Origin of the sequence: Streptomyces sp. NPDC017993 (genome assembly GCF_044328065.1) — a bacterium.
GTDB lineage: Bacteria > Actinomycetota > Actinomycetes > Streptomycetales > Streptomycetaceae > Streptomyces.
Window position 1 is genome coordinate 363,524 of sequence record NZ_JBIRGO010000001.1, and the last position, 25,824, is coordinate 389,347.

General features: G+C 70.7%; 21 protein-coding genes. 11 read left to right on the forward strand and 10 right to left on the reverse strand.

All coding sequences use genetic code 11. The features are described from left to right. Window positions 1-309: 309 nt before the first annotated feature. Window positions 310-1,086, reverse strand: coding sequence for a GPP34 family phosphoprotein (locus ACH4FH_RS01750; protein ID WP_398553720.1), 777 nt, complete (start codon window positions 1,084-1,086; stop codon window positions 310-312). Window positions 1,087-1,325: 239 nt separating this feature from the next. Between ACH4FH_RS01750 and ACH4FH_RS01755 the strand changes: the two genes are divergently transcribed. Next, window positions 1,326-4,574: a D-alanyl-D-alanine carboxypeptidase gene (locus ACH4FH_RS01755; protein ID WP_398553721.1), complete on the forward strand. Its 3,249-nt coding sequence runs from the start codon at window positions 1,326-1,328 to the stop codon at window positions 4,572-4,574. Between the two features lie 81 nt (window positions 4,575-4,655). Here ACH4FH_RS01755 and ACH4FH_RS01760 read toward each other — a convergent pair whose 3' ends face one another. After that, window positions 4,656-4,844 (reverse strand): hypothetical protein, encoded by a 189-nt coding sequence (locus ACH4FH_RS01760; RefSeq protein WP_398553722.1) that lies wholly within the window; start codon window positions 4,842-4,844, stop codon window positions 4,656-4,658. A 252-nt stretch (window positions 4,845-5,096) separates the two neighbouring features. Here ACH4FH_RS01760 and ACH4FH_RS01765 point away from each other — a divergent pair, with 252 nt between their 5' ends. Then, on the forward strand, window positions 5,097-6,524 hold the full coding sequence (locus ACH4FH_RS01765) for a glycosyltransferase family 39 protein (protein ID WP_398553972.1): 1,428 nt from the start codon (window positions 5,097-5,099) through the stop codon (window positions 6,522-6,524). Between the two features lie 6 nt (window positions 6,525-6,530). Here the strand turns inward: ACH4FH_RS01765 and ACH4FH_RS01770 are convergent, their stop codons facing one another. Then, on the reverse strand, window positions 6,531-7,250 hold the full coding sequence (locus ACH4FH_RS01770) for an ArsR/SmtB family transcription factor (protein WP_398553723.1): 720 nt from the start codon (window positions 7,248-7,250) through the stop codon (window positions 6,531-6,533). A 198-nt stretch (window positions 7,251-7,448) separates the two neighbouring features. Between ACH4FH_RS01770 and ACH4FH_RS01775 the strand changes: the two genes are divergently transcribed. After that, on the forward strand, window positions 7,449-8,330 hold the full coding sequence (locus ACH4FH_RS01775) for an isocitrate lyase/phosphoenolpyruvate mutase family protein (RefSeq protein ID WP_398553724.1): 882 nt from the start codon (window positions 7,449-7,451) through the stop codon (window positions 8,328-8,330). 81 nt (window positions 8,331-8,411) lie between these two features. On the opposite strand, the gene ACH4FH_RS01780 is transcribed toward ACH4FH_RS01775, so the two are convergent. Continuing rightward, the gene (locus ACH4FH_RS01780) at window positions 8,412-8,732 is read right to left on the reverse strand and encodes a hypothetical protein (protein WP_398553725.1); all 321 of its coding nucleotides are present in this window, start codon (window positions 8,730-8,732) and stop codon (window positions 8,412-8,414) included. 443 nt (window positions 8,733-9,175) lie between these two features. Here ACH4FH_RS01780 and ACH4FH_RS01785 point away from each other — a divergent pair, with 443 nt between their 5' ends. The 3 genes from ACH4FH_RS01785 to ACH4FH_RS01795 all read left to right on the forward strand — a co-directional run bounded on the left by ACH4FH_RS01785 (window position 9,176) and on the right by ACH4FH_RS01795 (window position 12,851). Then, window positions 9,176-9,994 carry a hypothetical protein gene (locus tag ACH4FH_RS01785; protein WP_398553726.1) on the forward strand — a complete coding sequence of 273 codons (819 nt, stop codon included), beginning with the start codon at window positions 9,176-9,178 and terminating at the stop codon, window positions 9,992-9,994. After that, the gene (locus ACH4FH_RS01790) at window positions 9,991-11,298 is read left to right on the forward strand and encodes a sensor histidine kinase (protein ID WP_398553727.1); all 1,308 of its coding nucleotides are present in this window, start codon (window positions 9,991-9,993) and stop codon (window positions 11,296-11,298) included. The genes ACH4FH_RS01785 and ACH4FH_RS01790 overlap by 4 nt, the downstream gene beginning before the upstream one ends. Before the next feature lie 323 nt (window positions 11,299-11,621). Beyond that, window positions 11,622-12,851: an RNA-guided endonuclease InsQ/TnpB family protein gene (locus tag ACH4FH_RS01795; RefSeq protein WP_398553728.1), complete on the forward strand. Its 1,230-nt coding sequence runs from the start codon at window positions 11,622-11,624 to the stop codon at window positions 12,849-12,851. A 65-nt stretch (window positions 12,852-12,916) separates the two neighbouring features. Here the strand turns inward: ACH4FH_RS01795 and recQ are convergent, their stop codons facing one another. Further along, window positions 12,917-14,983 (reverse strand): DNA helicase RecQ, encoded by a 2,067-nt coding sequence (gene recQ, locus ACH4FH_RS01800; protein WP_398553973.1) that lies wholly within the window; start codon window positions 14,981-14,983, stop codon window positions 12,917-12,919. A gap of 422 nt (window positions 14,984-15,405) precedes the next feature. On the opposite strand from recQ, the gene ACH4FH_RS01805 reads away from it, so the two are divergent. The 3 genes from ACH4FH_RS01805 (at window position 15,406) to ACH4FH_RS01815 (ending at window position 19,337) form a co-directional block, all read left to right on the forward strand. After that, on the forward strand, window positions 15,406-17,160 hold the full coding sequence (locus ACH4FH_RS01805; protein WP_398553729.1) for a PP2C family protein-serine/threonine phosphatase: 1,755 nt from the start codon (window positions 15,406-15,408) through the stop codon (window positions 17,158-17,160). Beyond that, window positions 17,157-18,203, forward strand: coding sequence for a B12-binding domain-containing protein (locus ACH4FH_RS01810; protein ID WP_398553730.1), 1,047 nt, complete (start codon window positions 17,157-17,159; stop codon window positions 18,201-18,203). The genes ACH4FH_RS01805 and ACH4FH_RS01810 overlap by 4 nt, the downstream gene beginning before the upstream one ends. A 189-nt stretch (window positions 18,204-18,392) precedes the next feature. Further along, on the forward strand, window positions 18,393-19,337 hold the full coding sequence (locus tag ACH4FH_RS01815; RefSeq protein WP_398553731.1) for a hypothetical protein: 945 nt from the start codon (window positions 18,393-18,395) through the stop codon (window positions 19,335-19,337). Window positions 19,338-19,388: 51 nt separating this feature from the next. Here the strand turns inward: ACH4FH_RS01815 and ACH4FH_RS01820 are convergent, their stop codons facing one another. The 4 genes from ACH4FH_RS01820 to ACH4FH_RS01835 form a co-directional block, all read right to left on the reverse strand. Then, a complete protein-coding gene (locus ACH4FH_RS01820; protein ID WP_398553732.1) occupies window positions 19,389-19,676 on the reverse strand; it encodes a hypothetical protein in 288 nt (95 codons plus the stop codon). After that, window positions 19,676-20,329 (reverse strand): DUF1524 domain-containing protein, encoded by a 654-nt coding sequence (locus ACH4FH_RS01825; protein WP_398553733.1) that lies wholly within the window; start codon window positions 20,327-20,329, stop codon window positions 19,676-19,678. Before ACH4FH_RS01825 ends, ACH4FH_RS01820 begins: the two co-directional genes overlap by 1 nt. Window positions 20,330-20,776: 447 nt before the next feature. Further along, complete coding sequence (locus ACH4FH_RS01830) at window positions 20,777-21,742, reverse strand: aldo/keto reductase (RefSeq protein ID WP_398553734.1); 966 nt, start codon at window positions 21,740-21,742, stop codon at window positions 20,777-20,779. Window positions 21,743-21,896: 154 nt separating this feature from the next. Further along, window positions 21,897-22,490 (reverse strand): isochorismatase family protein, encoded by a 594-nt coding sequence (locus tag ACH4FH_RS01835; RefSeq protein WP_398553735.1) that lies wholly within the window; start codon window positions 22,488-22,490, stop codon window positions 21,897-21,899. A 476-nt stretch (window positions 22,491-22,966) separates the two neighbouring features. Between ACH4FH_RS01835 and ACH4FH_RS01840 the strand changes: the two genes are divergently transcribed. Next, window positions 22,967-23,377 carry a hypothetical protein gene (locus ACH4FH_RS01840; RefSeq protein ID WP_398553736.1) on the forward strand — a complete coding sequence of 137 codons (411 nt, stop codon included), beginning with the start codon at window positions 22,967-22,969 and terminating at the stop codon, window positions 23,375-23,377. A 709-nt stretch (window positions 23,378-24,086) separates the two neighbouring features. Continuing rightward, window positions 24,087-24,389, forward strand: coding sequence for a hypothetical protein (locus tag ACH4FH_RS01845; RefSeq protein WP_398553737.1), 303 nt, complete (start codon window positions 24,087-24,089; stop codon window positions 24,387-24,389). Between the two features lie 968 nt (window positions 24,390-25,357). On the opposite strand, the gene ACH4FH_RS01850 is transcribed toward ACH4FH_RS01845, so the two are convergent. After that, entirely contained in the window at window positions 25,358-25,819 is a 462-nt protein-coding gene (locus tag ACH4FH_RS01850) for an NUDIX hydrolase (protein ID WP_398553738.1), read from the reverse strand. Between the last annotated feature and the right edge of the window lie 5 nt (window positions 25,820-25,824).

Genomic DNA, 25,824 nt, shown 5'->3' on the forward strand with positions numbered 1-25,824 from the left:
CGGTTGGGGGGGGGGGGGGGGGGGGGGGGGGGGGCGGGGGGGGGGGGGGGGCGGCCCCCCCCCCCCCCCACCCCGCGCGTTCTTGCTGCGGCTCCCGAAGGGGACGGTGGGGACGGTGGTGCGGGCACGTTCACGCACGCGCGCCCGCACCCGCCGGCGCGCCCCCCTGTTACGGGGTGCGTGCGGCGGGTGGAGCGAGTCGTGCGGCCGTGCTCGGTGGTGCGTGTGTGCCCTGATCGATGGTGCGGCCGTGCTCGGTGGTGCACCGCGCGGGCTTGTGGTGCGCGGCGTCGTGCGCGGTGGCGTACGTCAGCGGGCGCCGACGCGCGCCATGCTGCCGTGGCCGTGCCGAGACGGGCCCGGCATACCGGCCGGTTCCGCCGTGGCCCGGGCCGCCGGCTGCCGGACGGGTCCCGGAGCTGCGCCCGCTACCGCGGCGGCCTGTGCCCGCCGTGGCTGCGCGCCCACTCCGTTCTGCACATCCATGACGGCGTGCGCGACCAGCCCGCCCATCGGGTCGTGCCGGATCAGATCCCGGAGGCGGGAGCGCGATGAACGCCCTTCGTTCCCCGGGTAGAGGTGCTTACCGAGTCCGACCGCATGGGCCAGCGCGGCGAGCGCCGCGGTCCGCGGGTCCGGTGGTACGCCGGTGCGGATCGCGTTGTCCAGCCGGGCCCTGATTTCCCGGCTGATGGCCGTCTCCGTCGCTTGGTAGCGCGTCGTCGGCAGCACCCCGCACATCTGTCCCGCCACGGCATGCACCATGCCGCACCGCTCCAGGTGCGTGAGATACGTCTGGCGCAGCCCCAGTCGGGGCCCGCCGATCCAGTGGACCGCGCGTACCGGACTGCCGCGTCGGCGCAGCAGTTCGAGTGCGGAGTCCAGGGTCGGATCTCCTGTCGGCCGTGGCATCACCACGGCGATACGATCCCCGTCTGGGGCTATCCGTCCTGCCAGAGCCAGCTCTACTAGCTGGGCCCCGGCCAGGCCGAGGTCGAGCGACTGCGGCTGCGCTGTGGTGCCCGTTGTCGGGTCCAAAGCGAGCAGCAGAAGCTCCTCCGGAATTGTTCTGCGGCTCCTGCCCATCCATGCCTCCCCGCGTGGATGAATGACAGGGTGACCCCTCTCACATTCATCTGTCGAGGGTGCGTGGGGGGTTCGATAGGGAACCGGTAGGTATGTCGTTCTCGTCTAGCACGTCGGCGACAACTTCCGTGGGGTGCGGCAGGGACTGGTTTCGCGTGGCGGCGAGGCGGCGCCACGCGTACACAGGACACTTGGGAACACTGGGCCAGGCAGCAGTGCGACGTACGAAGGAGACATCGGTGGCGGGCGAGTCCCCCGACAAGTCGGACAAGAAGCAGTCGTCGGGGGAGACGGCGCGGAGCGCACGCGATCCGCGCCTGACCGTCTTCCGCGGGGAGCCGGACGAACCGGCGGAGCAGGCGGAGGCCGAGCCGGCAGCCGGGGAGTCCGCTGAGCGCTCGAAGGGCGCCGACGATGCGGACAAGAGCGCGTCCTCGGCGAACGGCGTGTCCTCGGACGGCCGGGCGGGCGAGCAGGACGGGGCGGAGAAGGCGTCTGAGCCGTCTCAGGCGGCCGAGGGCGACGAGAGCGGCCCGGGAGGCGGCGACGACCGTCTGCGGGACGCAGTGGCTGCCTGGGTCGCACGCAAGGGTGACGAGGACGCCGAGCCGGCCGGAGAGGCCGGTCGTGCCGACGCGGACGCCGACGCAGACGCAGATGCAGGCGGAGACGTCGACGCCGACGCACGCGCCGATGTTGATGCCGAGCCCGGGTCCGGCGGCTCGGATGATGCCGGCGGTGCCGACGCAAAGGCGGGGGCGAAGTCGGGGGGCAAGGCGGATGCGACGGCGGCTGCCGCTTCGGGCGCGGGTGAGGGCTCGGGCGTGAGCTCGGGTGCGAATGTGCGTGCGAGTGCGAAGTCGGCTGCAAAGCCTGATGCCAAGGGGCAGGTGGAAGGCGGGGCCTCGGTCGCGGCCGAGGCTGAGCCCGTGGTCGAGGCGGGACCCGGGAAGGGAAAGCCGAAGGCTGGGGGCAAGGCGAAGGCGGGCGGTGCGGCGAAGTCCGGCGGTGCGGGGAAGTCCGCTCGCGGGGCGAAGGCCAAGGCCGACCCCAACGCCACCTCCAAGGCTGACCTCAAGGCCGACTCCAAGGCGGACTCCAAGGCTGGGGTCACGGGCGATGCCGATCGTGCGTCCGGGGATGCCTCCCAGTCCGAGCCCAAGGCCGAGCCCAAGGCCGAGCCCAAGGCTGACCCCGAGGCCGAGCCGGAGTCTCGAACCGGTTCTGGGTCCAAGGCTGTGGATCAGCCGACGGCTGTGTTCAAGACCGTCGGGACCCAGAAGAGCAAGAGCAGCAGCGCCGAGGGCAGCACCAAGGACAGCGCCAAGGGTGGCGACGCCAAGGGCGGCCCCAAGGGTGGTGGCACCGGCGGCGCCGACGGTGGCGACGAGGCCGAGGGCGAGGCCGAGGTCGAGGGGTCGGCGGTCGATGAGGCGACGCGTGTGTTCGCGATCGCGAAGTCCAAGGTGGCGTCCGCGGGTGACCGCGCCGTCGACCAGCCCACCACCGCCTTCAAGATCGCCCCGCCCGCTGACGGCCGCACGAGCACCGGCAGCACCAGCAAGAGCGAGGCCGATGCCGCTCTCGAGTCTGAGCCCGAGGCCGAGGCCGAGGCTGGGAGTCAGGCCAAGGGCGCAGGGGACGGCAAGGGCGCGGCCGCTGGGACGGGCGGCAGCAAGCCCGACACCGGCGACAAGAGCAGCGCCAAGGCCGCCGGTGAGACGGGCACCGAGGCCGGCGGTAAGGACAGCGACAAGGGCAGCGAAAAGGCCGGCGACAAGGTCGGCGACGCGAGCGAGGCCGGGAAGGACTCCGAGGACGAGGCCGGGAAGGACTCCGAGGCGAAGGGCGCTCGGCCGGCGGAGCGGGAAGTCGAGCGCACCAGCCAGTTCGTGGCGCTGAAGTCGACGGACGCCGGTGCGGCGGAGAAGTCGCTCGGCAAGACGGCGGACCGGACGCCTGCCCGTGCCCCGGGCAAGAGCCCCGACAAGGCCGCCGACAAGGCCCCCGAGAAAGCCCCCGACAAGGCCGCCGGGGCAGGGGTTCCGCTCCCCGCGGAGGCCGAGCCTGCCAAGCCCGCCCGCCCCAGCTCCCCGCCGACCGCGGGCGCCGCCGCGAGCACCGGAGCCACCGCTGCCCCGCCCCAGGCCGAGCCAGGTGCTCTCCCGGAGTCCGAGAGGACCCGGCAGGAGCCGCTGCCGCCGCTCGATCTGCTGGCGCGGCTGACCAACACCCCGCCGCCGCCGGAGACCCCGCTGCGGACGGTCGTACGCCGGTTCAAGATCTGGACCCCCCTGGTGATCCTGATGGGCATCATCTTCGTGGTCGCCCAGTCGGCGCGCCCGCTGCCCGCACCGGAGCTCGCCGTCGGTTCTTCGACGGCGTTCACCTTCGAGGGCGGCAAGCTGTCGGTGCCGTGGCCCGACCAGGGACAGACCGCGACGGAGGTCGTCGGTGTCGGGAGCCTGGGTACGTCCGGCAAGGCGAAGCCCGTACCGACCGCGAGCGTCGCCAAGGTGATGACCGCCTACGTCATCCTGCGTGATCACCCGCTGAAGAAGGACGAGAAGGGCGAGACGATCCGCATCGACCCCGAGGCCGAGGCCGACTCGAAGAAGAAGGACGAGTCGCGGGTGCCGCTCAGGGCGGGGCAGCAGTTCAACCAGTACCAGATGCTGCAGATGCTCATGATCCCGTCCGGCAACAACGTCGCCCGGCAGCTCGCGCGTTGGGACTCCGACACCGAGGAGGCGTTCGTCAAGAAGATGAACGCCGCCGCCAAGGAACTGGGGATGACCAACACGACCTACACCGACCCCAGCGGCCTGGACCAGGCGACCGTGAGCACCGCCGTCGACCAGCTCAAGCTCGCTGAAGTGGTGATGAAGAACGACGCGTTCCGCGCGGTCGTCGCCACCGAGAACGTCAAGATCGACGGTCTGCCGACGACGCTCTACAACAACAACAGCCTGCTGACGACGATGCCGGGCGTGGTGCGCGGCATCAAGACCGGGTCGAGTTCGCCGGCCGGTGGCGCGTTCATGTGGGCCGCGTACCGGACCGTCGGCGGCAAGGACCAGCTGCTGCTCGGCGTGATGATGGATCAGCGCACCAACAGCCCCGACTCCAACGCCCACCTCAAGCTGGTGCTGCAGAACAGCGCGAAGGTGATCACCGCGACGCGGGACGCGCTGGTGTCGGACAAGGTGGTGAAGAAGGGTCAGGTCGTCGGCTACGTCGATGACGGCCTCGGTGGCCGGACTCCGGTCGTCGCCACCAAGGACCTGTCGGCGGTCGGCTGGCCCGGGATGAAGGCCAAGTTCTCCATGAGCGACGGCGGCAAGGCCGTTCCGCACACGGCGAAGGCCGGGACGCGGGTCGGCGTGCTCACGGTCGGCAACGGCGCGAGCCTGCAGAAGGTGCCGGTGGCGCTCCAGAAGGACCTGACCGAGCCGACGTTCGGGTCGAAGCTGACGCGGATCGGGTGACCGAATGGCTCCGGGCCGCGCCGGCAGGCTCATCCGGCCCGGAGCCCCCCCGACCGCCTCGGCGATCCATTTCTCCAGGGTTCACCGCACCACCGCCCCCACCGCACCACCACCCCCACCGCACGGCAGAAGCAGCAGCCGTGCACGTCGTACCGGCTGTGCCAGTCGTACCAGCGGTGTCGGCTGTACCAGCAGCGCCGGCCGTACCAGCGGAAACCAGCAGAACCAGCAGAACCAGTACGACAGCGCCGGCCGCAGCATCACCGGCACCAGTAACCCCAGCAGCCCCGCGCCACCGGGCAGTACCGGCTGCCGACGCTCCCCGAGGCAGCAGCACTTCCGGCAGTATCTGTGGTTCCAGCGGTCCTGCCGATCCTGGCGGTCCCGCTGTCCCCGCCGTCCCCCAGCAGTGCGTCCCGTACGTGACCGGAGACCGTCATCGACGTAGCGCAGGCCCAGAAGACGTTCGCGCCCCCCGAAACCGCCCCTGGCACATGGGCGGCGCAGGGCGCCGTGGTGCTGATGCCCTCGGGGCTGATGTTTTTCCTGGGATCCTGGGGTGTGCGCCGTCAGGACGCCATATGGCGGGACGAGGTGGTCACCTACGACATGGCGCACCGCAGCCTGGCCGACCTGTGGCCGACGTTGCAGCACGTCGACGTCGTACACGGCCTGTACTACGCGCTGATGCACCTCTGGTTCCTCGGCTACGACGCCACTCTCGGCGGCACCCTCGGCGGGGCGATCGGCCTCCGGCTGCCGTCCGTTGTCGCCATGACGCTGGCCGCCGCGGGCATCGCGCTACTGGGGCAGCGACTGGTCGGACGCCGCGCGGGGCTGTGTGCGGGTCTCGCCTTCGCGCTGATCCCCGTCGTCCAGCAGTACGCGCAGGAGGGGCGCTCGTACGCGACGGTCTGCGCGCTGGTCGTCTGGTCCACCTACCTCTTGGTCCTGGCTGCCGCCCGCCCCCGCCCGCGGCTGTGGATCGGCTACACGGCGCTGATGCTGTTCGCCTGCCTGCTGCACGAGTTCGCTTCGCTGGCGCTGCCCGCCCACGGAGCCGCCCTGGTCCTCGCGCGGATGCCGCGCCGGGTCCTGCGCGCCTGGGCCCTCGCCTCCGTCACCGTACTCGCCGGACCGGCCCCGCTGGTGGTCTTCAGCACCCGGCAGTCGGCGCAGATCAGCTGGCTCATGTGGCCGGACCCCATCCAGCTGCTGACCTTCGCCGTGCTCGCGGTCCTCGGTGTCGCCTGCGCCCGCGTCCCGGTGCGCTCCCGCGGCCCGGTCGGACTGCGCGCCATCGGCATTCCGCTGCTGCTGCTCCCCACTCTGCTCCTGCTGCTCCTCTCCCACGTCGAACCGGCCTACGTCGACCGCTACGTCCTCTACTACGTCGCGGGCTTCGCGTTGCTCGCCGGCGCCGCGCTGGCCCGGTTGCTGCGCCCGATCGGCGAACGGGGCCAGACCCGCCGGCGGCAGGTGCGGTGGGCGACGGTGCTCGTCCTCGTCCTGGCCGCGCTGCTGCCCGTCAACGTCCACCTGCGCAGCCCGGACAGCCGGGTCGACGACGTCACTGCCATCGCGCGGACCGTGGGGGAGGTGGCGCGGCCCGGCGACGGTCTGCTGTTCATGCCCTCACGGCGCCGGATCTGGGCCGCGGCGCACCCGGACGGCTTCCGCGGGCTGCACGATCTCGCCGTGGCCAAGACCCCGTTGGCCTCACACACCCTCTACGGCACCGAGCGGTCCGGTGACGCGATCCGCGACCGGATGCTGGCGGCCCGCCGGATCGTCGTCGCGGGCGACCCGGACGGCCAGCCGGTCGATGCCAACGACCAGGAAATCGCCAAACGCGCCACCCTGCGCGACGCGTTCGCGGTGTGCAGCAGCCGCCAGGTCCACGGCGCGCGGATCACGGTGTACGCGCGGCCGGGGGCGTGCGGGGGATAGCCCCGTTCACACCAGGCCCGCGGCCCCGCCGTCGATGCCGAGGAGGTCGTGCAGGGCGGTCGCGCCCTCCGGGGTGAGGCGGACGGCCCGGCCGCTGCCGATACGCCGGACCCATCGTCGGTCGAGCAGCTGTTCACACAGCCGGGCACCCGCGGTTCCCGCGAGGTGCCGGCGTCGCTCGGTCCAGTCGACACACCCACGGGCCTGCGGGCGGCGGCCGCTGCGCAGTCCCGCCGGTGGAATGCCGAGGCCGTCGGAGAACCAGTCCCGACCGGCGTCCGTGAGGGCGAAGCCGCCGTCCTGGTCGAGCAGCCCGCGCCCGGTCATGGCATCGGTGATCGTGACGCCGATTCGCCCGGCCAGATGGTCGTAACACGTCCGGCCACGGGCCAGCGCCGCGGAGACGTTAGCGGCGCGCAGCCCGCTCGGCCGCGGCGCCGGCGGATCGAGGTGGGCGGTCAGCGATTCCAGCAGCTCCGCGACGCGGGGGCCCGCGAGCTGCACATAGCGGTGACGCCCCTGGCGCCGCTCGACGAGCAGTCCGCCCTCGGTCAGCCGGGTCAGATGTTCGCTCGCCGTCGAGGGCGCGACCTGCGCGTACGCCGCCAGCTCACCGGCGGTCCAGGCCCGGCCGTCCAGCAGCGCGAGGCAGAACGCGGCCCGGGTGCGGTCGGCGAGCAGTGCCGCCAACCGGGCGAGTTCGAGGCTGTAGGGCGGAGTGGTCATGAGTCCATTGTCCGCCGCGACGCTTCGGCGTTCACCGAAGCGACTCGGCTCTACGGTGCGCGCATGATCCTCTCGGAACCCTCTTCCCGTCCTGGCCCCGGCCCTGCCGCCCGGTGTGCGGGCCCTGCCGACCAGGCTGCCGACTCTGCCGGCCCCCGTGCTGCCGGGGACTCGGCGTCCCGGGCGGTCGCGCCTCACGTGGCCGCCTTCCGCGCCCTGCACCACGCCGACGAGCCGCTGCTGCTGCCCAACGCCTGGGACGTCGCCTCGGCCGCCGCGCTCGCCGACGCCGGCTACGCGGCCGTCGGCACGACGAGCCTGGGGATCGCGTCGGCGCACGGGTACCTCGACGGCCAGGGACTCGTCGAGGTACGGGAAGCGACACTGTCGCTGGCGCGACGCCTCGCGCGCCGGTTGCCGTGCCCGTACACGGTCGACATCGAGGGCGGATTCGGCGGCGAAGCCGCGTGGAGTGCCCGGAGCGGGGGGCTCGGTCGGAGCGAGCAAGTCGGTTCGCTGGCAGCCGAGTTGGTGGCTGCCGGGGCCGCGGGGGTCAACCTGGAGGACGGGCTGCCGGGAGGAGCCGGTTTGCAGGACCCTTCCCGGCAGGCGGAGTTGATCGAAGCCGTGAAGGAACGGGCCCCGGACGCGTTCCTCAACGCCCGCATCGACACACACTGGTTGACGGACGATCCGCCGCCCCTGTCGGTGACGCTCGCGCGGGCCGAGCGCTATCTGGCCGCGGGCGCGGGCGGTGTCTTCGTGCCGGGGGTGGTCGCGGACGAGGACGTGGCCGCGCTGGTCGCCGCGATTCCGGCTCCGGTGAACATTCTCTTCGCCCCGGGACGACACACCGTCAGTCGTCTGGCGGACCTCGGGGTACGCCGCATCAGCACCGGCTCGCTGCTCTTCCGTACGGCGCTGCAGGCGACCCTCGCGGCGGCGGAGTCCGTCCGTGCCGGGGCGAGGCCTCACGCGGCGGAGGGGGCGGAGGGGACGGACGAGGTGGAGCGGCCGGGCGAAAGGGCGGGCCGCGGCGTTCCCGGTTACGAGGACGTGCAGCGTCTGGCGGGACTTTGACGACACGGCCCAGGGGAACGCGTGGAGCGAACGCGCCAAGGGCGGCGGCGGGTCGCGCCGTGCGCCGATCGAGGGTTCGTGTCAGGCGCGCTGAGCGCGGCCGCTCCGCGGTGCCCCGGGGGTCGCGGTCGTGCCATCGCCCTGGCGCCGGCGGTGCAGGGCGATGCCCACGCCCGCGGCGCCCAGTACGCCCGCGCCACCGATCAGGCCCGCCTTGGGCAGTTGCCCGGCCTTCTCGGCCAGTCCGGCCAGCCCGTGGTCGGGCAGCATGATCGATGTCCGGTCGTCGGTGGGCGCGGTGGAGTCGGCGGCGAAGGCGGCGCTCGCGGGAAGCAGCAGGACGGCCAGCGCGCCGGTCGCTACGGCGGCGGTACGGATGACGGAGCGGCGCTGGGCCCGCATGGGTACTCCTCGTCGTGGGCGGCTCGGGCCGCCGATGGGGTGGTGTGCGCGACAGCGGAGCCCGAAGAGGCTCGGTCGCCGGCACGCTGAGGGAGGAACGCTACGGAGCATCCTTAACGGCGATCCATCTGTTGTGTAACAGTCAGCGAGATCTCGTGGGTCATTCGTGTGACGGTGGGGCCGCCGGAGACCCGTCGAACGGCTGATAACAGGCACGGGAAAGGCCGCCTCGTGAGTTCCCTCCACCGCCGGGCGGACACTTCGCGCAAACTGTGCAGTGATGTCCTGGTACGTCGGTCCGCGGCTCGGGTGCGTGGGTCCGCGGCTCGCCTTCCGCGGGCCTTGGCGGCGTCGCCTGCTGCGCATTCCTTGACGGAGGCGGGGTGCAGGGCTGGGTGTGGGCGCGGGTTGTGGGCTGACGGGTCGATGAAAGCGGTGGCGGCATGCGGAGGTGGCGGACGCGGACGGCGCTGTCTGCCGTCGTCGCGCTGATTCCGCTCGCCCTGGTCGCGGGGTGCGCGGGCGTGGAAGGTCTCCAGAGCGATGGGCGGGCCAGGGATGTGAAGGCGCCGCTCGCCCTGTGGCCGGAGTACTCGCCCGCGCCGCTCGGGCGGGAGGACAATCCGGCCGCCCTCGAACGCGTACCCGGCCTCGTCCCCGTCCCCAGCGGCGACATGACAGGCGTCAACGAACTCACGGTGCTGGACGCCGACCTGACGGCGGACGGGGGCTCTCCGCCGAAGCCGAGTTCCGTACGCCGCCCGGTGCTTCACGACCTCACCGACGACCGCAAACCGGACCTCATCACCGTCGTCGACATCGACCCCCGCGTCAGCGAACTGCGCGTCTACAGCGTCCAGGACAAGGCCATCACCCGGGTGCTGGCGCTGCGCGGTGTTCTGGCCGGCGTCGAGCTCGCGGCCGGGCACCTCGCCATCCGCGAGCCCACCAAGGACCCGCGCTACGTCAGCGTCACCGACTACGTCTGGGACGGTGACTCGATGGGCCTGTGGGACCTCACCCTCGACGAGGCCCGTAAACCGCAGACGCCCTCGCCCAGCGGCCGGCAGAGCCCGTCACCGGTCGCGGACGGCAAGCCGGTCGCGGAGGGCAAGCCGGTCGCCGGGAACCGGGCCGTCGTCGGAGAGGCGCCGATGGCCGGAGAGGGTCTGGTTCCGGGCGAGCCTCTGGTTGTGGGACGCGCGCCGGTTGTGCGCGATGCTCCGGTCTTCCTGCCGACGGCTGTCGGGGGCAGGGCGTGAGGCGTCCGGCGGTCTCGCTGCGGTGGAAGATCGCGCTGACCGTGACGGCGGTGTGCTGCGCGGTCGCCGCCGTCCTCGGCGTCCTCGTCCACAACGCGGTGGCCCGTCAGACCGTCGGCCAGGTCCGCAAGGAAGCCCGCGCGGACCTCGACACCGCCCTGGACCTCTACGAGTACGGCACCTCCCGCGAGGGCATCAACTCCGTCCTCGATCCACCCGAACTCCCCGGCCCGCTGGACAAGTTGGCCCGCCACGGAGAGCGCGGCAGCATGGTCGGCACCTACCACGGCCGGCCCGTGATGTGGGCGGCGGCGCCCGCGGGCGATCAGGTGATGGCCGTCTGGTCGCCGTACGGCAACACCCGGCGTTCCCTGGAGATGCTGGACACGGCCATCCTCGGTTCGGCCGTGCTCGCCGCCACCGCCGTCGCGCTCGCCGGACTGTTCCTCGCCCACCGCATCAGCCGGCGGTTGAGCACCACCGCGGCCGTCGCCCGCCGCATCACGGCAGGCGATCTCGACGCGCGGGTCGGCGACACCGCAGGTCCCAGGGCACGCGGCGGCCCCGCAGGACAGGACGAGGTGGGGGCGGTCGCCGCGGCGATGGACTCCATGGCCGGCTCCTTGCAGAGCCGCCTCCAGGCCGAACAGCGCTTCACCGCCGATGTCGCCCACGAACTGCGTACCCCGCTCACCGGCATCCTCGCCTCGGCCGATCTGCTCCCGGAGGGCCGGCCCAAGGAGATGATCAACGACCGGCTGCGGGCGCTGCACCGGCTCACCGAGGATCTGCTGGAGATCTCCCGGCTGGACTCGGGCGCCGAACACGCCGATCTCGCCGCGTACGAACTCGGTGCGCTGGTCGAACGCTCCGTACGCGCCACCGGGCTGGACACCGAGGTACGGATCGCCGCCGAGACGGTTGTCGACACCGACCGGCGCCGCCTCGACCGCATCCTGGCCAACCTCGTCATCAACGCGCACCGGCACGGCAGGCCCCCGGTCGTGGTCACCGTGGACGCGCCATCCGGCGGCCCGCCGACCATCGAGGTCCGCGACCACGGGCCGGGCTACCCCGACGACCTGCTGCACCACGGCCCGCAGCGCTTCCGTACCGACGCCCCCGGCCGCGGCAAGGGTCACGGCCTCGGCCTGACGATCGCGGTCGGCCAGGCCGCCGTACTGGGCATCGACCTCAGCTTCACCAACGCCCCCGACGGCGGTGCCCACGCGATCCTCCGCCTACCGACGCACCCACCGTCCGAGCTCCCGGACTTCGAGCGGGACCCTGAGCCCAAGTCGTGAGGCTTGGGGAGACGTCGCGGCGCGGCGGACCGTCTGCGACCCCAGGGTGCCGGATGCCGAACGTGTCGGTCCGTGAGCCTCTGCCGCAGGACGCCGGCGCGCGGACCCGGTGCCGCTTTCCACCGGGTTTCTCCGAGGATGCCCCAGCCTTCAGGCTGGGGTGGGGGTACCTCCCGCTTGTGGGGAGAATCGGATTCCTACGAGCAGGGCAGGGATAGCTGTTTCACCGCCAAGGCGAAACGGCGTCCACCCGGTGACGGGGTCAGCAGCCCACCAAGATTGTTTGGTCTCAACTGTCAGTCCTCCCGGATAGGTTGATGGGCATGACGGTCGCAGCGATGAGGGAGGATGCCGGGCATGCCCGGTGGACCTTCCGGTTGCGCGTGTCGTCGACCGCTTGTGCCGCGCTGAGGGGTGAGTGGGACCGGTGCCGGTGGGTGTGGAACGAGTGCTGCGCGAAGTCGAAACACACCCACACCAGGAACAAGACCCGCCTGGAGGGCGCGGACAAGAAGACGTGCGGTCCGGCGCAGCTCGACAAGATGCTGACCGACGCCCGCAAGGGCATGTCGTGGCTGCGTGAGGGCTCCTCGGTGCCGCAGCAGCAGGTGATCCGGGACTTCGCGAAGTCCCGTGCCAAGGCCCACAAGGACATCAAGGAGGGCCTGCCCGTGCGGCAGCGGGCTGGGATGCCGAAGTACAAGAAGAAGCGTGAGGCCCGGCCGAGCCTGAACTACACCCGGCGCGGCTTCCGCCTCAAAGACGGGCGCCTGCATCTGGCGGGTGGGATCGCGTTGACGGTGGTGTGGTCGCGGGCACTGCCCGCCGATCCGTCGTCCGTGCGGGTGTATCAGGACAGCATCGGGCATTGGTATGCGAGTTTCGTGGTGCCGGCCGAAGTCGAACCGCTGCCGGAGACCGGTCGCGTGATCGGTATCGACTGGGGCGTGAGGGAGACCGCGACCACCACATCCGACACCCACGATCTCACCCACGCCCAGCACGGCCGCACGGCCGCGCAGAAGCTGGCCCGCTACCAGCGGATGATGGCGAGGCGGAAACCCCAGCGCGGGCAGCCCGGATCGAACGGCTACCGGGCCGCGAAGAAGCTGACGGCGAAGCTGCACAAGAAGGTGGCCCGGCAGCGCCAGGACACCGGCCGCAAGTGGGCCAAGCGCGTGGTGCGCGATCATGATGCTTTGGCGGTGGAGGACTTCCGCCCGAAGTTCTTGGCCAAGTCCACCATGGCCCGCAAGGCGGCGGATGCGGCCATCAGCGCGACGAAGTCGGCGCTTGTCGAGATGGGCCGCAAGCATGGGCGGACGGTGCATCTGGTGCACCCCGCGCACACCACGATGGACTGCGCGCAGTGCGGAGCGAGAACCAAGCACGCACTGCCCCTCTCAAAGCGAACCTATGCCTGCACCGTGTGCGGAGCCGTGTCCCCCAGGGATAAGAACTCTGCCCGCGTGATGCTGGTCCGGGCTGGTCTCAACCCGGCTGGTGCTGATCGCACAAGTCCAGGCGGGGCGCTGCCCCGCCTGGCAGCGTGAGCCAGAAATCCCCACACCAGCCCCGGGAGGGTGACGAATCCCCTCCCTCCAGGGGAGGGGAGGATTCAACAATCGATGGCCTCGTCCTCCGGGCCCGGCTCGTACCGGTCGTCCTCGGGCGGCTCCTCCAAGGCCGGCGCACCGGCCGCTCCACCGCGCGCGGACCGGCCGTTTGGCGCCGCCCGGCCACCGGCGCCCGCCGAACGGGCACGCGCCGGGACGGGGGCCTCACCGGCGCCCGCCGCCGGCTCCGACCCCGGTTCACTCCGCCCCTGCGTCTTCGCCGGTCCGGCCTCCGCCTCGCGGCCCGCCAGCACGTCGAGGATCTGCTGCCCATACTTCGCGAGCTTGTTCTCGCCGACCCCGTTGACCGTGCCCAGTTCGGCAGTCGACGTGGGCCCGGCGGTGGCGATCTCCCGCAGCGTCGCGTCATGGAAAATCACATACGCGGGCACGCCCTGCTCCTTGGCCGTACGGCCCCGCCAGGCGCGCAGTTCCTCGAAGACCGGCAGGGCCTCCTCCGGGAGATCCACCGGCGCCGCACGCTTCGTCTTGGCCTTCGCCGCCCGCGCGGCCTTCTCCGGCTCGCGCCGCATCGGGACCTCGCGCCCGCCACGCAGCACCTCACCGCTGGCCTCGGTGAGCACCAGGGTGCCGTAGTCACCCTCGACGGCGAGCAGCCCCTGAGCGAGCAACTGGCGTACCACGCCCCGCCATTCGGCTTCCCGGAGGTCTTCGCCGATCCCGAAGACGCTCAGCCCGTCGTGGTCGAACTGAATGACCTTCGCCGTCTTGCGGCCCATCAGGATGTCGATGATCTGGCCGGCGCCGAACTTCTGCCCGCGTTCGCGATGCAACCGCACGACCGTCGACAGCAGCTTCTGCGCCGGCACGGTGCCGTCCCAGGTCTGCGGCGGCACGAGACAGGTGTCGCAGTTGCCGCACGGCGTGCTCTCCTGCCCGAAATACTCCAGCAGCCGCACCCGCCGGCACTGCACCGTCTCGCAGAGCGCCAGCATCGCGTCGAGGTGCGCCGAGAGCCGCCGCCGATGGGCGTCGTCCCCCTCGGATCCGTCGATCATCTTCCGCTGCTGTACGACATCCTGCAGCCCGTACGCCAGCCAGGCGTTCGAGGGCTGGCCGTCACGCCCGGCGCGGCCCGTCTCCTGGTAGTAGCCCTCCACCGATTTCGGCAGATCCAGGTGCGCCACGAACCGGACGTCCGGCTTGTCGATGCCCATGCCGAAGGCGATCGTGGCGACGACGACCATGCCGTCCTCGCGCAGGAAGCGGGACTGGTGCTCGGCACGCGTCCGCGCGTCCAGCCCGGCGTGGTACGGCAGAGCGTCGATGCCGTTCTGCACCAGGAACTGCGCGGTCTTCTCCACGGACGCGCGGGAGAGGCAGTAGACGATGCCCGCCTCCCCGGGGTGCTCGTTGCGCAGCAGGTCCAGCAGCTGCCGCTTCGGCTCGTTCTTCGGCGCGATGCGGTACTGGATGTTGGGCCGGTCGAAGCTCGCCACGAAATGCCGGGCGTCCTGCATGCGCAGCCGCGAGGTGATCTCGCCGTGCGTCGCCTCGGTGGCGGTGGCGGTCAGCGCGATCCGGGGCACCTCGGGCCAGCGCTCGTGCAGCATCGACAGGGCGAGGTAGTCCGGGCGGAAGTCGTGCCCCCACTGGGCGACGCAGTGCGCCTCGTCGATCGCGAAGAGCGAGATCTTGCCCCGGTCCAGGAGCTGGAGCGTCTGCTCCACCCGCAGTCGCTCCGGCGCGAGATACAGCAGGTCCAGTTCCCCGGAGAGGAACTCGGCCTCCACCAGACGCCGCTCGTCCATGTCCTGTGTGGAGTTCAGGAAGCCGGCCCGCACGCCGAGCGCCCGCAGTGCGTCGACCTGGTCCTGCATCAACGCGATGAGTGGTGACACGACCACTCCGACGCCGCTGCGCACCAGCGAGGGAATCTGATAGCAGAGCGACTTGCCGCCACCGGTCGGCATCAGGACGACCGCGTCCCCGCCCCCTATGACGTGCTCGATGATCTCCTGCTGACTGCCGCGGAACGCGTCATAGCCGAACACCCGGCGCAGCACCTGCACCGCCTCGTTCGTCCCCGCCGCGCCTTCCACATCCATGTCCTCGACCACTTCCACGTCCGCCAGAGCCATTCCCGAAGCCTACGAGCTTTGCGGCGGACCGTGCTGACCCTGTGGATAACTCGGACGGCGCCCGCCCGGACCGAAGCCCGCGGCCGCCACCCCGCACACCGCCCGTGCCCCGCCCGCCTGCCGATATTCGCGATCGGACGGGCGGGCGTAGCGTGGAATCGAGACAGGATCCGGGCGGCCCTCGGGCCGGTCCGGGTCCGGAGCAGACGCGGTCGGCGCCGGGCCGGGAGAAGCAGCGGCGAGCACCGGGGGCCGGAGAAGCGACGGTCAGCAGCGGGGCGGGAGAAGCGGCGGTCGGTAATGGGACTCTCGGCGAGGCGCTCACCCGTACGGTGCCCGCGCGGCCCCCGTCGACCGGGGCGGCCCGACAACGCGGCGAGCCGCCACCGATGACGCCCGGAGGCCGTGAGGAGACCTCGGTCTCGGGCGGCGCGGCGGTTCCGGCGGGCCCCGGGCCGTCGGACGCCCCCGGCGCCGCGCCCGCGCCGCTGCTGGACCTGCTGGACCAGGCCCTGGTGTGGTGCGGGGCGTCCGGGGTGGTGAGCGGCTTCAATCGTCCGGCGGCCCGGCTCTTCCCGCGCCTACAGGTGGGCGAGGAACTGGGGCCGGCCACCGCCGGGCCGATGGCGACCGCCTTCGCCCAGGGCGCGGCGCGTTTCGACGCCTCCTTCGAAGGCCGCAGGCTCGTAGGGCGCCGCGAGAACTGCGAGGGACACATGGTGTGGCTGGTGAGCGACCTCGGCGCCCAGGGGGAGGGCCGGACCGCCACGGGCGGGAACGGGCGGAAGAGCCAGGGCACCCCGGGCGACACCTCGCGGAAGGATGCGGACCCCCTGCGGGAGTGCGCGGCCGCCCTGCGGGAATGCCAGGTCACCCTGAAGACCGAGCGTGAGCACTCGGCCTTCCTGGAGCGCGCGGGAGCGCAGCTGGGCGGCTCGCTGCACCACGGCCGGACGGTCCGCACCCTTGCGCGAAGCGTGCTGCCCCTCCCGGTGGACGCGGCGGTCGCCGTACTGCCCGTACACGGCCGGCGCAGCTCCTGGCACCGAGCCGGGCCGGGCGATACCGAGGCGTCCGGACAGCTGCCGGCGGAGGTCCTGGAGCGCGTGCCCCCGATCGACGACGCGCTGTCCGGCCTGCGCCCCGGCGCGGGCACCTTCCCCGCGGACGAGCTGCGTGACCTCACCGATGTCCTGCCGCCGCACCTGACCCGCGGCGGCCAGGCACTGGTGCTCCAACTCTCCGGCAGCGGCGTCTCGGCCGGGGCACTGCTCCTGGTTCGCGGACCGGAGCGGCCGGGCTTCGCCGGCTCCGACGTCGAGCTGGCACGGCGGTACGCCGCCCGAGCCGGTCTCGCGCTCGCCACCTCCGCGCTCTACTCCCAGCAGGCGCAGACCACCGCCGTCCTCCGGGTGAACCTGGAGCCCCGTCCGCTGCCCGTCGTCCGCGGCGTCAGCCTGGGTGCGGCCTACCGGCCGGCCGCCCAAGAACTCCGCATCAGCGGCGACTTCTACGACGTGGCGCCGCACCCCGACGGGGGCGTGTCGTTCTTCTTCGGCGACGTGTGCGGCAAGGGCGCGGAGGCCGCGGTGCTCGCCGGCCTGGTCCAGCAGAGCCTGCGCACTCTCGCACTGACGGATACCGCCCCCGTACGGGACCTCCACCTGCTCAACGACGTTCTCCTGGGTGACGAGAGCCGCTTCACGACCCTCGTCACGGGCACCGCCCGCCCCGCCCCGGACCACGGCCTGACGGTGGTGACGGCGGGCGGCGGGCACCTTCCCCCACTGATCCTGCGCCACGACGGCCTCGTCGAAGAGGTCACGATCGACGGCACGGTGGTCGGCATCCTGCCCGACCCCTCCTTCGACCTGGCCACCGCCCGGCTCGCCCCGGGGGAGCTGATGCTCCTCTACAGCGACGGCGTCACCGAGGCCCGCGGCGGACCGGCCGGTTACGAGCTGTACGGCGACGAGCGGCTGGCCCGCGCCCTGGCCGAGTGCCGGGGCATGCCGGCCGGTGCGGTCGCCGAACGCGTGGAACTCCTCACCGCCCAGTGGCTGAGCGGCCGCCCCCACGACGACATCGCCGTACTGGCCCTCCAGGCCCCGCCCCGGCCCCACCCGCCACAGGACGTGCCGTGAGCCTCGCGATCACTGCGGACGCACGAGCCGCCTTCGACCGCCACCTCGCGCACGGCGACGAGGCGGCCGCCGCCGGACTGGCCGTACGCCTGGTGGAGGACGGTGTGAGCGCCGAGGACGTGCTGCTCGACCTGGTGGGGCCCGCGCAGGTGACGGTCGGTGCCCGGTGGGCGGCCGGCGAATGGACCGTTGCCCAGGAGCACGCCGCCACCCACGTCAGCGAGCAGGCGATCGCCGCCGTCAGCGCAGTCACCGCCGCCGTGCCCCATGGCCCTCGCGCCGATGGGACGGCAGGCGGCGTGCTGGTCGCCTGCAGCGACGGTGAATGGCACGTCCTGCCGGCCCGGATCCTGTCCGAAGTCCTGCGACTGCGCGGCCACGACGTCCGGTTTCTCGGCGGCCACGTCCCCGAGGCCCGGCTGGTCTCCGAACTCCATCAGACCGGACCCGACCTGGTGGCCCTGTCGTGCACCCTCCCCATGCGCCTCCCGCTCGCGCACCGCCTCATCCAGGCATGCCGACCGGTCGGCGTCCCCGTCCTCGCCGGCGGAACCGGATTTGGCCCCGACGGCATCTGGGCCCGCACCTTGGGCGCGGACCTCTACGCCGCCGACGCTCCCACGGCCGACGAGTTGCTCCGCCGCCAGTGGCCCCCGCCCCTGGCCGGCAGGCCGTCGATCGACCCCGCATGCGCCGAGGCGTACGCCCAGTTCGTCCGCCGCCGCTCCGAACTCCTGCACCGCGTCGTCGCCCGCCTGCACGAGCGCCACCCCGCCCTGCGCGACCCCACCGACCACGAGTACGACACCACCACTGCCAACCTGAGCAACCTGCTGGACTCCCTCGCCGCGGCCGTATTCGTCGACGACACCCAGCTGTTCACCGACTTTCTCTCCTTCGCCACGGCCTTCCTCACCGCCCGCTCCCTCCCGCCCGACCACCTGGGCACGGTCCTTGAGACCCCCGCCGAACTCCTGCGGGACGCACCGCTGTTCATGGGGCAACTCGACACGGGACGGGGCTGGCTGGCGAACAATGCCTGACGTGTCGTCAATCCGCCCCGGCCGGCCGGCGTCCATCCGCCCCGACCGGCGGGCCGGCGGTGCCTGGTCTCTCGTCTTTTCGGTCAAAGCGCTGACACGCTCGCGGCCGCGAGCATTAGAATTCGAGCCGATCGATCCATTGGCAGGGGGCCGGGGTCGTGGGCCGGGAAATGGGGGAATGGACCACGCATGATGCGGGACAGGTCGTACCACCGATACGAAAGAATTCGCATCATCGAGGAGTGGAGCCGCACCGGAGTTTTGGCGGAACGCCGGCGGTTGCCCATCGAGGAACAGTTCCGGGAACGCCTGGACGGCACGGGAGCCCGGCTCTTCATGCCGGTAAGTCTCACCTACTCCGACGACTCCTGGTACAACACCCAGATCTCTTACCTTCTAGAGGCTTACGACGCGCTGCCCAACCGCCCCGACATCGCTTTCGACTCGACCTGGAAAGTGTTCGAGTCAACGGCGACCCGGACGGCCCGGATGCGTTCGGGAAGCGCGCACAAAATCACGCAGTCCCTCACGTACCTGAGTGAGCACGTCGCGCTGGACGGGGCAGTTCTCGACAGTCTCCTCGGCGACCTTCCGAGTCAAACGTGCGAATACCTTTTCAAGAAGATCATCACGCACGCCGCCGACGGCGACGGGCAAAGGGTCAGAGGAAGGCTGACTGGAGTTAATGACCGCAAGGACGCGACCGGCGCGCGGATCAAGGATTTCCTTACCCTCGTCGAAGGGAAGTACCTTGTGCCGGCCGACGTGGACGCCAACCGTAAAGGCGCCATGTTGCTCCGTCGAGCGCTGGCCGGCGAAACGCTGAGCATCGAGGGAGTCGAGGTAACGCTTCCGGAGAAGGCTCGTCTACGTATCCTCATGAGCGGTCTCCTCTACACCGCAAGGAACGAGCGATACCACGGCGAAGCGTTTTCGCCCTTCTACAGCAGCGCCGCGACCCTGCGGACGTATACCCACCCGCACTACCTGTTCCTGTCGACCTATGCGCTGGTCCACCTCATGTGGTCCCGTAGCGGCGAGTCGTTCGGCCCATCGGAAAAGGCCGTGGAGCGGAACGTCATCGACAACTTCGGCGAGGCCAAGAAACTGTACGGCCGGCACTGGACGCGATGAAATGCTTCCCGCCCGGCGGGGCGGCCGAGCCGGGGCGACGCCGCGTCGCTCTCACCGCCGGCCGGGTTCGGGAACGACAGCCTCGCCACCCCGGCGTACGGCGTGCACGACGGCGGCATGCAGGACTTCCAGGCTGCCCGGCTCAACGGGCACCGGGCTGCCGGTGAGCGTGTACCACTCCTCGGCGCCGGTGTACTGGATACGCACCGCCGCTTGCCCGTCGGGCTGGAGGGTCGTGGCGAGGGTGAGGTCGCCCGTGATGACGCCGACCTCATCGGTCATCGCTCCGCCGGGACCGGCGGTCGCCGCGCCGATGCAACGCTGGGGTTCGTCGGGCATCAGGCGCAGGTGTCGAGCATCGTGACGAGCTTGTCCGCCTCGGGCGGCGTCACCGACAAGTGGTAGACGTGCTTGACGTCGGTCCAGGCCCGCGCGTAGGTGCACCAGTAGCCACGGTTCGGAGGGCTCCACTGATCCGGTGACTGATCGCCCTTGCTTCTGTTGGAGCCGGCGGACACGGCGATGAGCTGCGAGTGCTGCAGGTCATTGGCGAACTCCGCGCGCCGTGCCGTCGTCCAGTTGTCGGCCCCGGACCGCCATGCGTTGGCCAGTGGCACCATGTGGTCGATGTCCACCAGCGACGCCGACGTCAGGGTCCTGTCGTCGTAATGGCTGTGCCACGTGCCGGAGACGGCCCGGCACTGGGCGTCCTGCGTGACGTTCTGACCGTCCCGCTTCAGCACGGTCTCGCGGGTGTCGCAGGAGTTGCCCTGCTGGAGCCAGTGCGGGAACTTCGCGCGCGAGTAACCCTCCATCGAGTGTGGCGGCTCAACGGTCAGGTCCGCGAGCTCGGAGCGGGCGACATCCGCCGAAGGCGGCTCCGGCATCTCGACGGGGGCCGTCACGGCCGGAGTGGACGTGACCGGCCCGAGGACAGCGGCCAGAGCGAGGGCGACGACAGCACACAACCGTCGGGCACGTGTTTGGATCATGCGCTAGGAATATCCGACATACTGGCTGGAACGGGGCATCATGCTCCGGACGGCGGCGTGTCACCCCCTCGGGCAGTCAGGCGCCAGCCCTCCAGGCCCTCGGGCCGCGCATTGCCCACCAACTCGGTGACCGGCGCAGCTTTCATGGTCGAGCGGCGGACGTTGGTGGGCCGCGGCCGTTGGCCTGCTGTGCGTGCTCGGCGCGGGCGCGGCGGATGCGATGTCGGGGGCCTGGCAGGCGACAGCGCCCAACAGCTCAGGCGGACAGGGCTCGCCCTCCTCCGCGAGGGCGCGGTAGACCGTCACGCAGCACGAAGGATCAAGCGCGAAGGATCAAGCACGAAAGGCTGCCGACCGGGGTTTCCGCCCGGTCGGCAGCTTTCTTGAGACGGAAAGGACCGGGAGACCGAAACGACCACTCGGCCCCCCTCGAAACGATGCCCGACATCAGGAGTAGAAGTTGCGCTGCCATCGGTGCTTGGCCAGCGCGGCGAGCTGGTCGGCGGTGAGCGGAGTCCCGTCGCTCACGGCCGTGTTGCGCTCGACGTTGCGTACGGTGCGCATTCCGGGGATGACGGTGGAAACCGCAGGAGAACTCAGCACAAACCGCAGGGCGGTCTCTGCGATCTCATCGGGAGCGATGCCGAGGTCGGCGACGATCGCGGCCACGCGCTGTTCGACCTGTGCCGGGCGGTCATCGCGGAAGTAGCGGTTGCGCCAGTCGTCATCGGGGAAGGTCGTGTCGGCGGTGATCCGACCGGTGAGGCCGCCCTCGTCCAGCGCCACCCGCACGATGACACCCACACCGTGCTCCTCACAGGCCGGCAGCAGCGCGTCGGTGGGTGCTTGGTCGAAGATGTTGAAGATGACCTGCACGCTGTCCACGGCGCCACTGCGTACGAGTGCGAGTGCGCTGTCGGGCTGGTGATCATTGAGGGAGACCCCGAACAGGCGGACCTTCCCCTCCTTCTTCAGATCAGCGATCGTCTCGAGCCAGTCACCGCGGCCGACCCAGTCATCGTTCCAGACGTGGAACTGCAGTACGTCGAAGTGGTCCAGGCCGCTGGTGCGCAGGCTGGTCTCCAGACTTCTGCGAATGTGCTCGCCCGGGAACGTCTCGGCCGGGTCCAGGCCGTCGGGCGCCGGCCAAACCCCGTTCTTGGGTGGCACTTTGGTGGCGACACCGACCTCGTCGCCGACTCGCTCGCGGACCACCCGGCCTACGATGCGCTCGCTCTCACCGTAACCGCGGGCCGTATCGATGAAATTCACGCCCAAATCAATGGCGCGATGCAGGGCACGTACGGACTCGTCCTCCGTGGCGCCCACCCAGCTGGACTCACCGATGCCCCAAGCCCCGTAACCGATTTCGGACACCCGCACTCCACTGCGTCCTAGCTCGCGGTAACGCATCATCAACCTCCACGTGGGGTTGCACTCGTCCTGACCGAACCGTTCCACGGCGTGAAATACCGCCGATGGTAGGTGACTTGAGAAGCGATGGCAGGTGAGTTTCGCAGTGGCCGACGTCCCACCAGTGACGCACCGTGTTACCGGCCGGACCGCCTCATCCGTCCGTCCGGTGCCCCGACGGGCATGGCGCGGAGCCTGGCGTCCCCACGCCTTTGAAGTCCACTTCGGACGCCGGCAGCACCCGGATGCTCCGCCCGGGGAAGTCGAGGTGCCGGTAGATCTCATTGTGGTGCGCGATCGACTGCTGCGGTGCGACGTACTCGCCGGCGGCCGGCCGGCAGGACGTGGTGTGTCCGTCCGCGACCAAAACCACGTCGTATCGGTGACTCAGTGCCTGCCGCGCCGTGGTATCCACGCAGATCTCGGTCGCAAAGCCGGTGACCACCACCTCGGTGACCCCCAGCGCCTGGAGAGTCCCGTGGAGATCGGTGTCCAGGAAGCTGTCTGCGCTGGTCTTGTGGACGACCGCCTCGGAGGCGGAGGGGACGAGCTCGGGGGCGATTCGCCAGTCCTCGGTACCGGCCTCAAGCCCGGCACCCCGGTGCTGCACAGTCACGATCGGTACGCCCACGGCCTTGGCTCGCTCGCGGAGGGCGGCGATCGTGGCGACGGTTGCGGATGCTCGGTGCGAGATCGCCACCATGGCGTTCTGCATGTCGATGACGAGGAGCGCGGAGGCATGCGGCATGCGGTCACGGTAGCGCCCTCCTCCGAGCGGGGAGATGCGGGCCGAAGAGGCGGCGTGATCGAGGCGAAGTCCGAGGCCTCCGACCCGAATTGGAATGGGGCCTTCTCGGTTGCCTCTGTGCACGTCGCCCGTGTTTCCACGCCGTCCGGGTTACCGGGCCGGCCCTGCTAGTCGACGACCCGTCAAGTCGCCGTGGTGGGAATGCGGGGTTGCGGAAGGTGCGCCGGGAAAGTGTCGGAGAGTACCGAGGGAGCCGTGGAAGGACCCACGCAAGGCGGTCGCCGCGCCCCTGCCAGTGCGGGAGGCGATGAGTTAGGTGCCCCGTCGTGGAATCCTGCGTGTCGTTGGGGCGGGCGCCCGAACGGAACTACACAGAGCCGAGGTTGACGAGCCCTGAGCTGGCGAAACGGCGATTAAGCTTTTGGGATGGCCATCCGGCCGCACCCCCACACTCAGCCAACAAGGAGCACGACCCCGTGCGCATAACCCGACGCATCGTCGCGTCCCTGGGCGCCGCGGCCCTGGCCGCCAGCGCGCTGACCGCCGCCACTGCCGCCCCGGCCTCCGCCGCCACCAAGGTCTCCTTCGAGCTCGAGCGCTACGACCCCCGCGACGAGATCGTGATTTACATCAATGGGGTCGCCACCTCCAGTGTCGAGTTCCGCCACGATGGCGACAAGGTCTGCGCCTGGGACGGGGCCGCCGACGGTGGTTACATCACCGGCAGCCTCTCAAGCGGCGTCACCGCCTCCACCAAGGGCCACAACTCTCCTTACAAGGCATGCAAGTCCAAGAATGTCACCGAGGGCAAGACCCTCTATCTGCAGGCGTGCTTCAAGAAGGCCGGCTTCAGCTACTGCTCTCCCAGGTACAAGGTCTGGGCGTAAGCACCTGCATCACCGGCAGGCCCTCCCACGCACGGCGGGAGGGCCTGCCCCTCTGCAAAGCCGGCGGACTCGCACCGGGATCACCTTCTGCAAAGGATCCTTCCTGCCGCTTCGCCTTTGCCGCGATCCGTTTGTGGGCATGCGACAGCGCCCGCCTTCTCCGGTGGCCAGTGGGCCGGCTCCTGCGCGCACCTTCGCGGAACCAGTGCGTTCATCGCGACGGAGGTGTGGAGGTGCAGGCGATCCTTATCGTCGGCGATGGTGGACTCACTGCTCACTGCTCACTGCTCTCTGACCGAGGCGTGGGAGCCCTGTTGCATCGCTGTTCGCTCTGCCGCGCAGGCTTAGCCGCGTAGGGGCCATCGAGCCGGCCGGGCTGACCAGAGGCCGGTGTGGTCAACGGTGCTGTCAAAGGCCCCGGACCATGATCGGTCCGGGGCCTTTTGGCTGGTGCCCCCGGCAGGATTCGAACCTGCGACACCCGCTTTAGGAGCGAGGTGGGGCGAGTTGGGGGCGGACCTGGGGGATGGCGCCTTCGGCGACTGTTAGCTGTGGCCCCTGCCGTAGCCGCAGTTCCCCGTGAGGCCCCGCCCCATCTGGCGCGGTTGTGGCACGGGGAACTTCTGATCTCGTAGCTCTGCCAGCCACGCGGCTTCTCAGCGCCGCCAACGCACGCTGACCCGAATCGCGACTTCCATTTTACGGGCGCATGCTGGTACTGCTCGGGGACTTTCTGACCGTGGTGGGCACCATGACAGAGCCACAGACAAAGTTCCTGACGCTCACACTCGAAGTGGAGCTGGGCGACCGAAGAACCCACACAGGACGGGTAGAAGCCGCTCACCAAGCAGCGGTATCTGCTGCAGTTGAGGCTATCAAGACCGAGCTTCTCGAAGACGCTGTCGAACGGGTACAGAGCCGCATCATATGGGGGTACAGGCGGGGCGCCTTTGACCTCGACTATGTCGAAGCGTCCGGCTCCGGCGGTGAGTGGGCGCAGGACGAGACCTAGCTCCAGGTCCTGAGTCAGAGGGCTTGTTAGCGGAGCGCCGATGACGGGCTGAGCCACATCGCGGCAGCAGCTAGCTCCCCCTGAGCCACGTACAGGGTGCGGTCCGCTCGTGCTCTCGCATTCGTGACGGCGGCGGTACGGCGATCGGCCCATGCCGGCCTGTGTGCCCGGAGTGCTCGGCCGCGGCGGCCCCAGCCTCCCGTAGCCAGCCTGCTTTTGGCACCCTCGATCACTGGTTGTCGCCGACGAGTGGCGGCCACGCGTGCCATGTGACCGTAGGCGCCTGACACGCCCGTCGCTTCCATCCCACCTCCACCCCATCCACTTCCTCGCACCTCTTCGCCGCCCTCGGGCTCCGGCCTGGACTCTTGCCTCTGAGCTACCGGATGTCTGCATGACTGCTCGACGTGTCCTGATGGCGGTTGACTGCGTCGGCGCTCGTGGGCGGCGTCGACTGTGGTGTCGGGTGGTGGGATTTCTGCTCGGCCGGCGCTGCTTTGGAGGGGGCAAAGCGTGAGGTATCACCCCGGGGCATCTTCAGGTGGCGCGGGGCCGGGGGCCGGGCGGAGCGGGCCGCAGGCAGGAGCGTCGCCCGAGCCCACGAGCCCGCGCCGGCCCGCTAGGCGGGCCGGTGGGGTGTGATTCGTAGCGGCGGCTGCAAGCCGTTGACCTGCGCGCCGGATGCCGAAGGCAAGAGCACCCGCTGCCCGCTACCACCACCCGAAAGGTGTGCCGCGGAGACCGGGACGTAAGACGCGCTGTTATCGAGGTGCACGGGTTGCTGCTGTCGTGGCTTGGCTCTTCGCGGGTGGCTTCATCAGGCAGATGAGTTCCGAGCGATCGGCACGGGGAGACCGGCAAGGGAACGGCGCCCGGCGGAGCTCCGCAGAGTGCTCCCCTCCCCACCCCTCCTCCCGGCCGAAGGGCGGGAGCTTGATGAGGTAGAGAAACCTGTAACAGCTCTTGGGCTACGCGATCAGCTTGCGGCCGTCGTGGGACCGGACCTTCGGTACGTCATCCCGGAAGGCGTCAAGCACGCGGACTGCATAGACATCGCCCATGCGTGCGCTGACTTCTTCGCCCGTCAGCCACTCGACGGCCGTGGACTCGTCGGACAGCTGCTCATGCCCGCTCTCGGCGTGGCATCGAAAGACCAGCGCGACTACTCCGCGCGTCAGGTTCTTGTACACGCCGGTCAGCCGGTCGACGCGAACCTTGATGCCCGTCTCCTCGTAGACCTCCCGGCGTACGCCGTCCTCGGGAGTCTCGTTCAGCTCCAGCACGCCACCGGGCGGTTCCCACGTACCGTTGTCCGCTCGGCGGATGGTTAGCACCCGGCCGTCTTCACGGACCACCACCCCGGCGACTGAAACCGAGTGGAGCGGCGTTGACCGGGTCTGCGGATGGCTGCTACTCATGTACATGAGCATAGGAG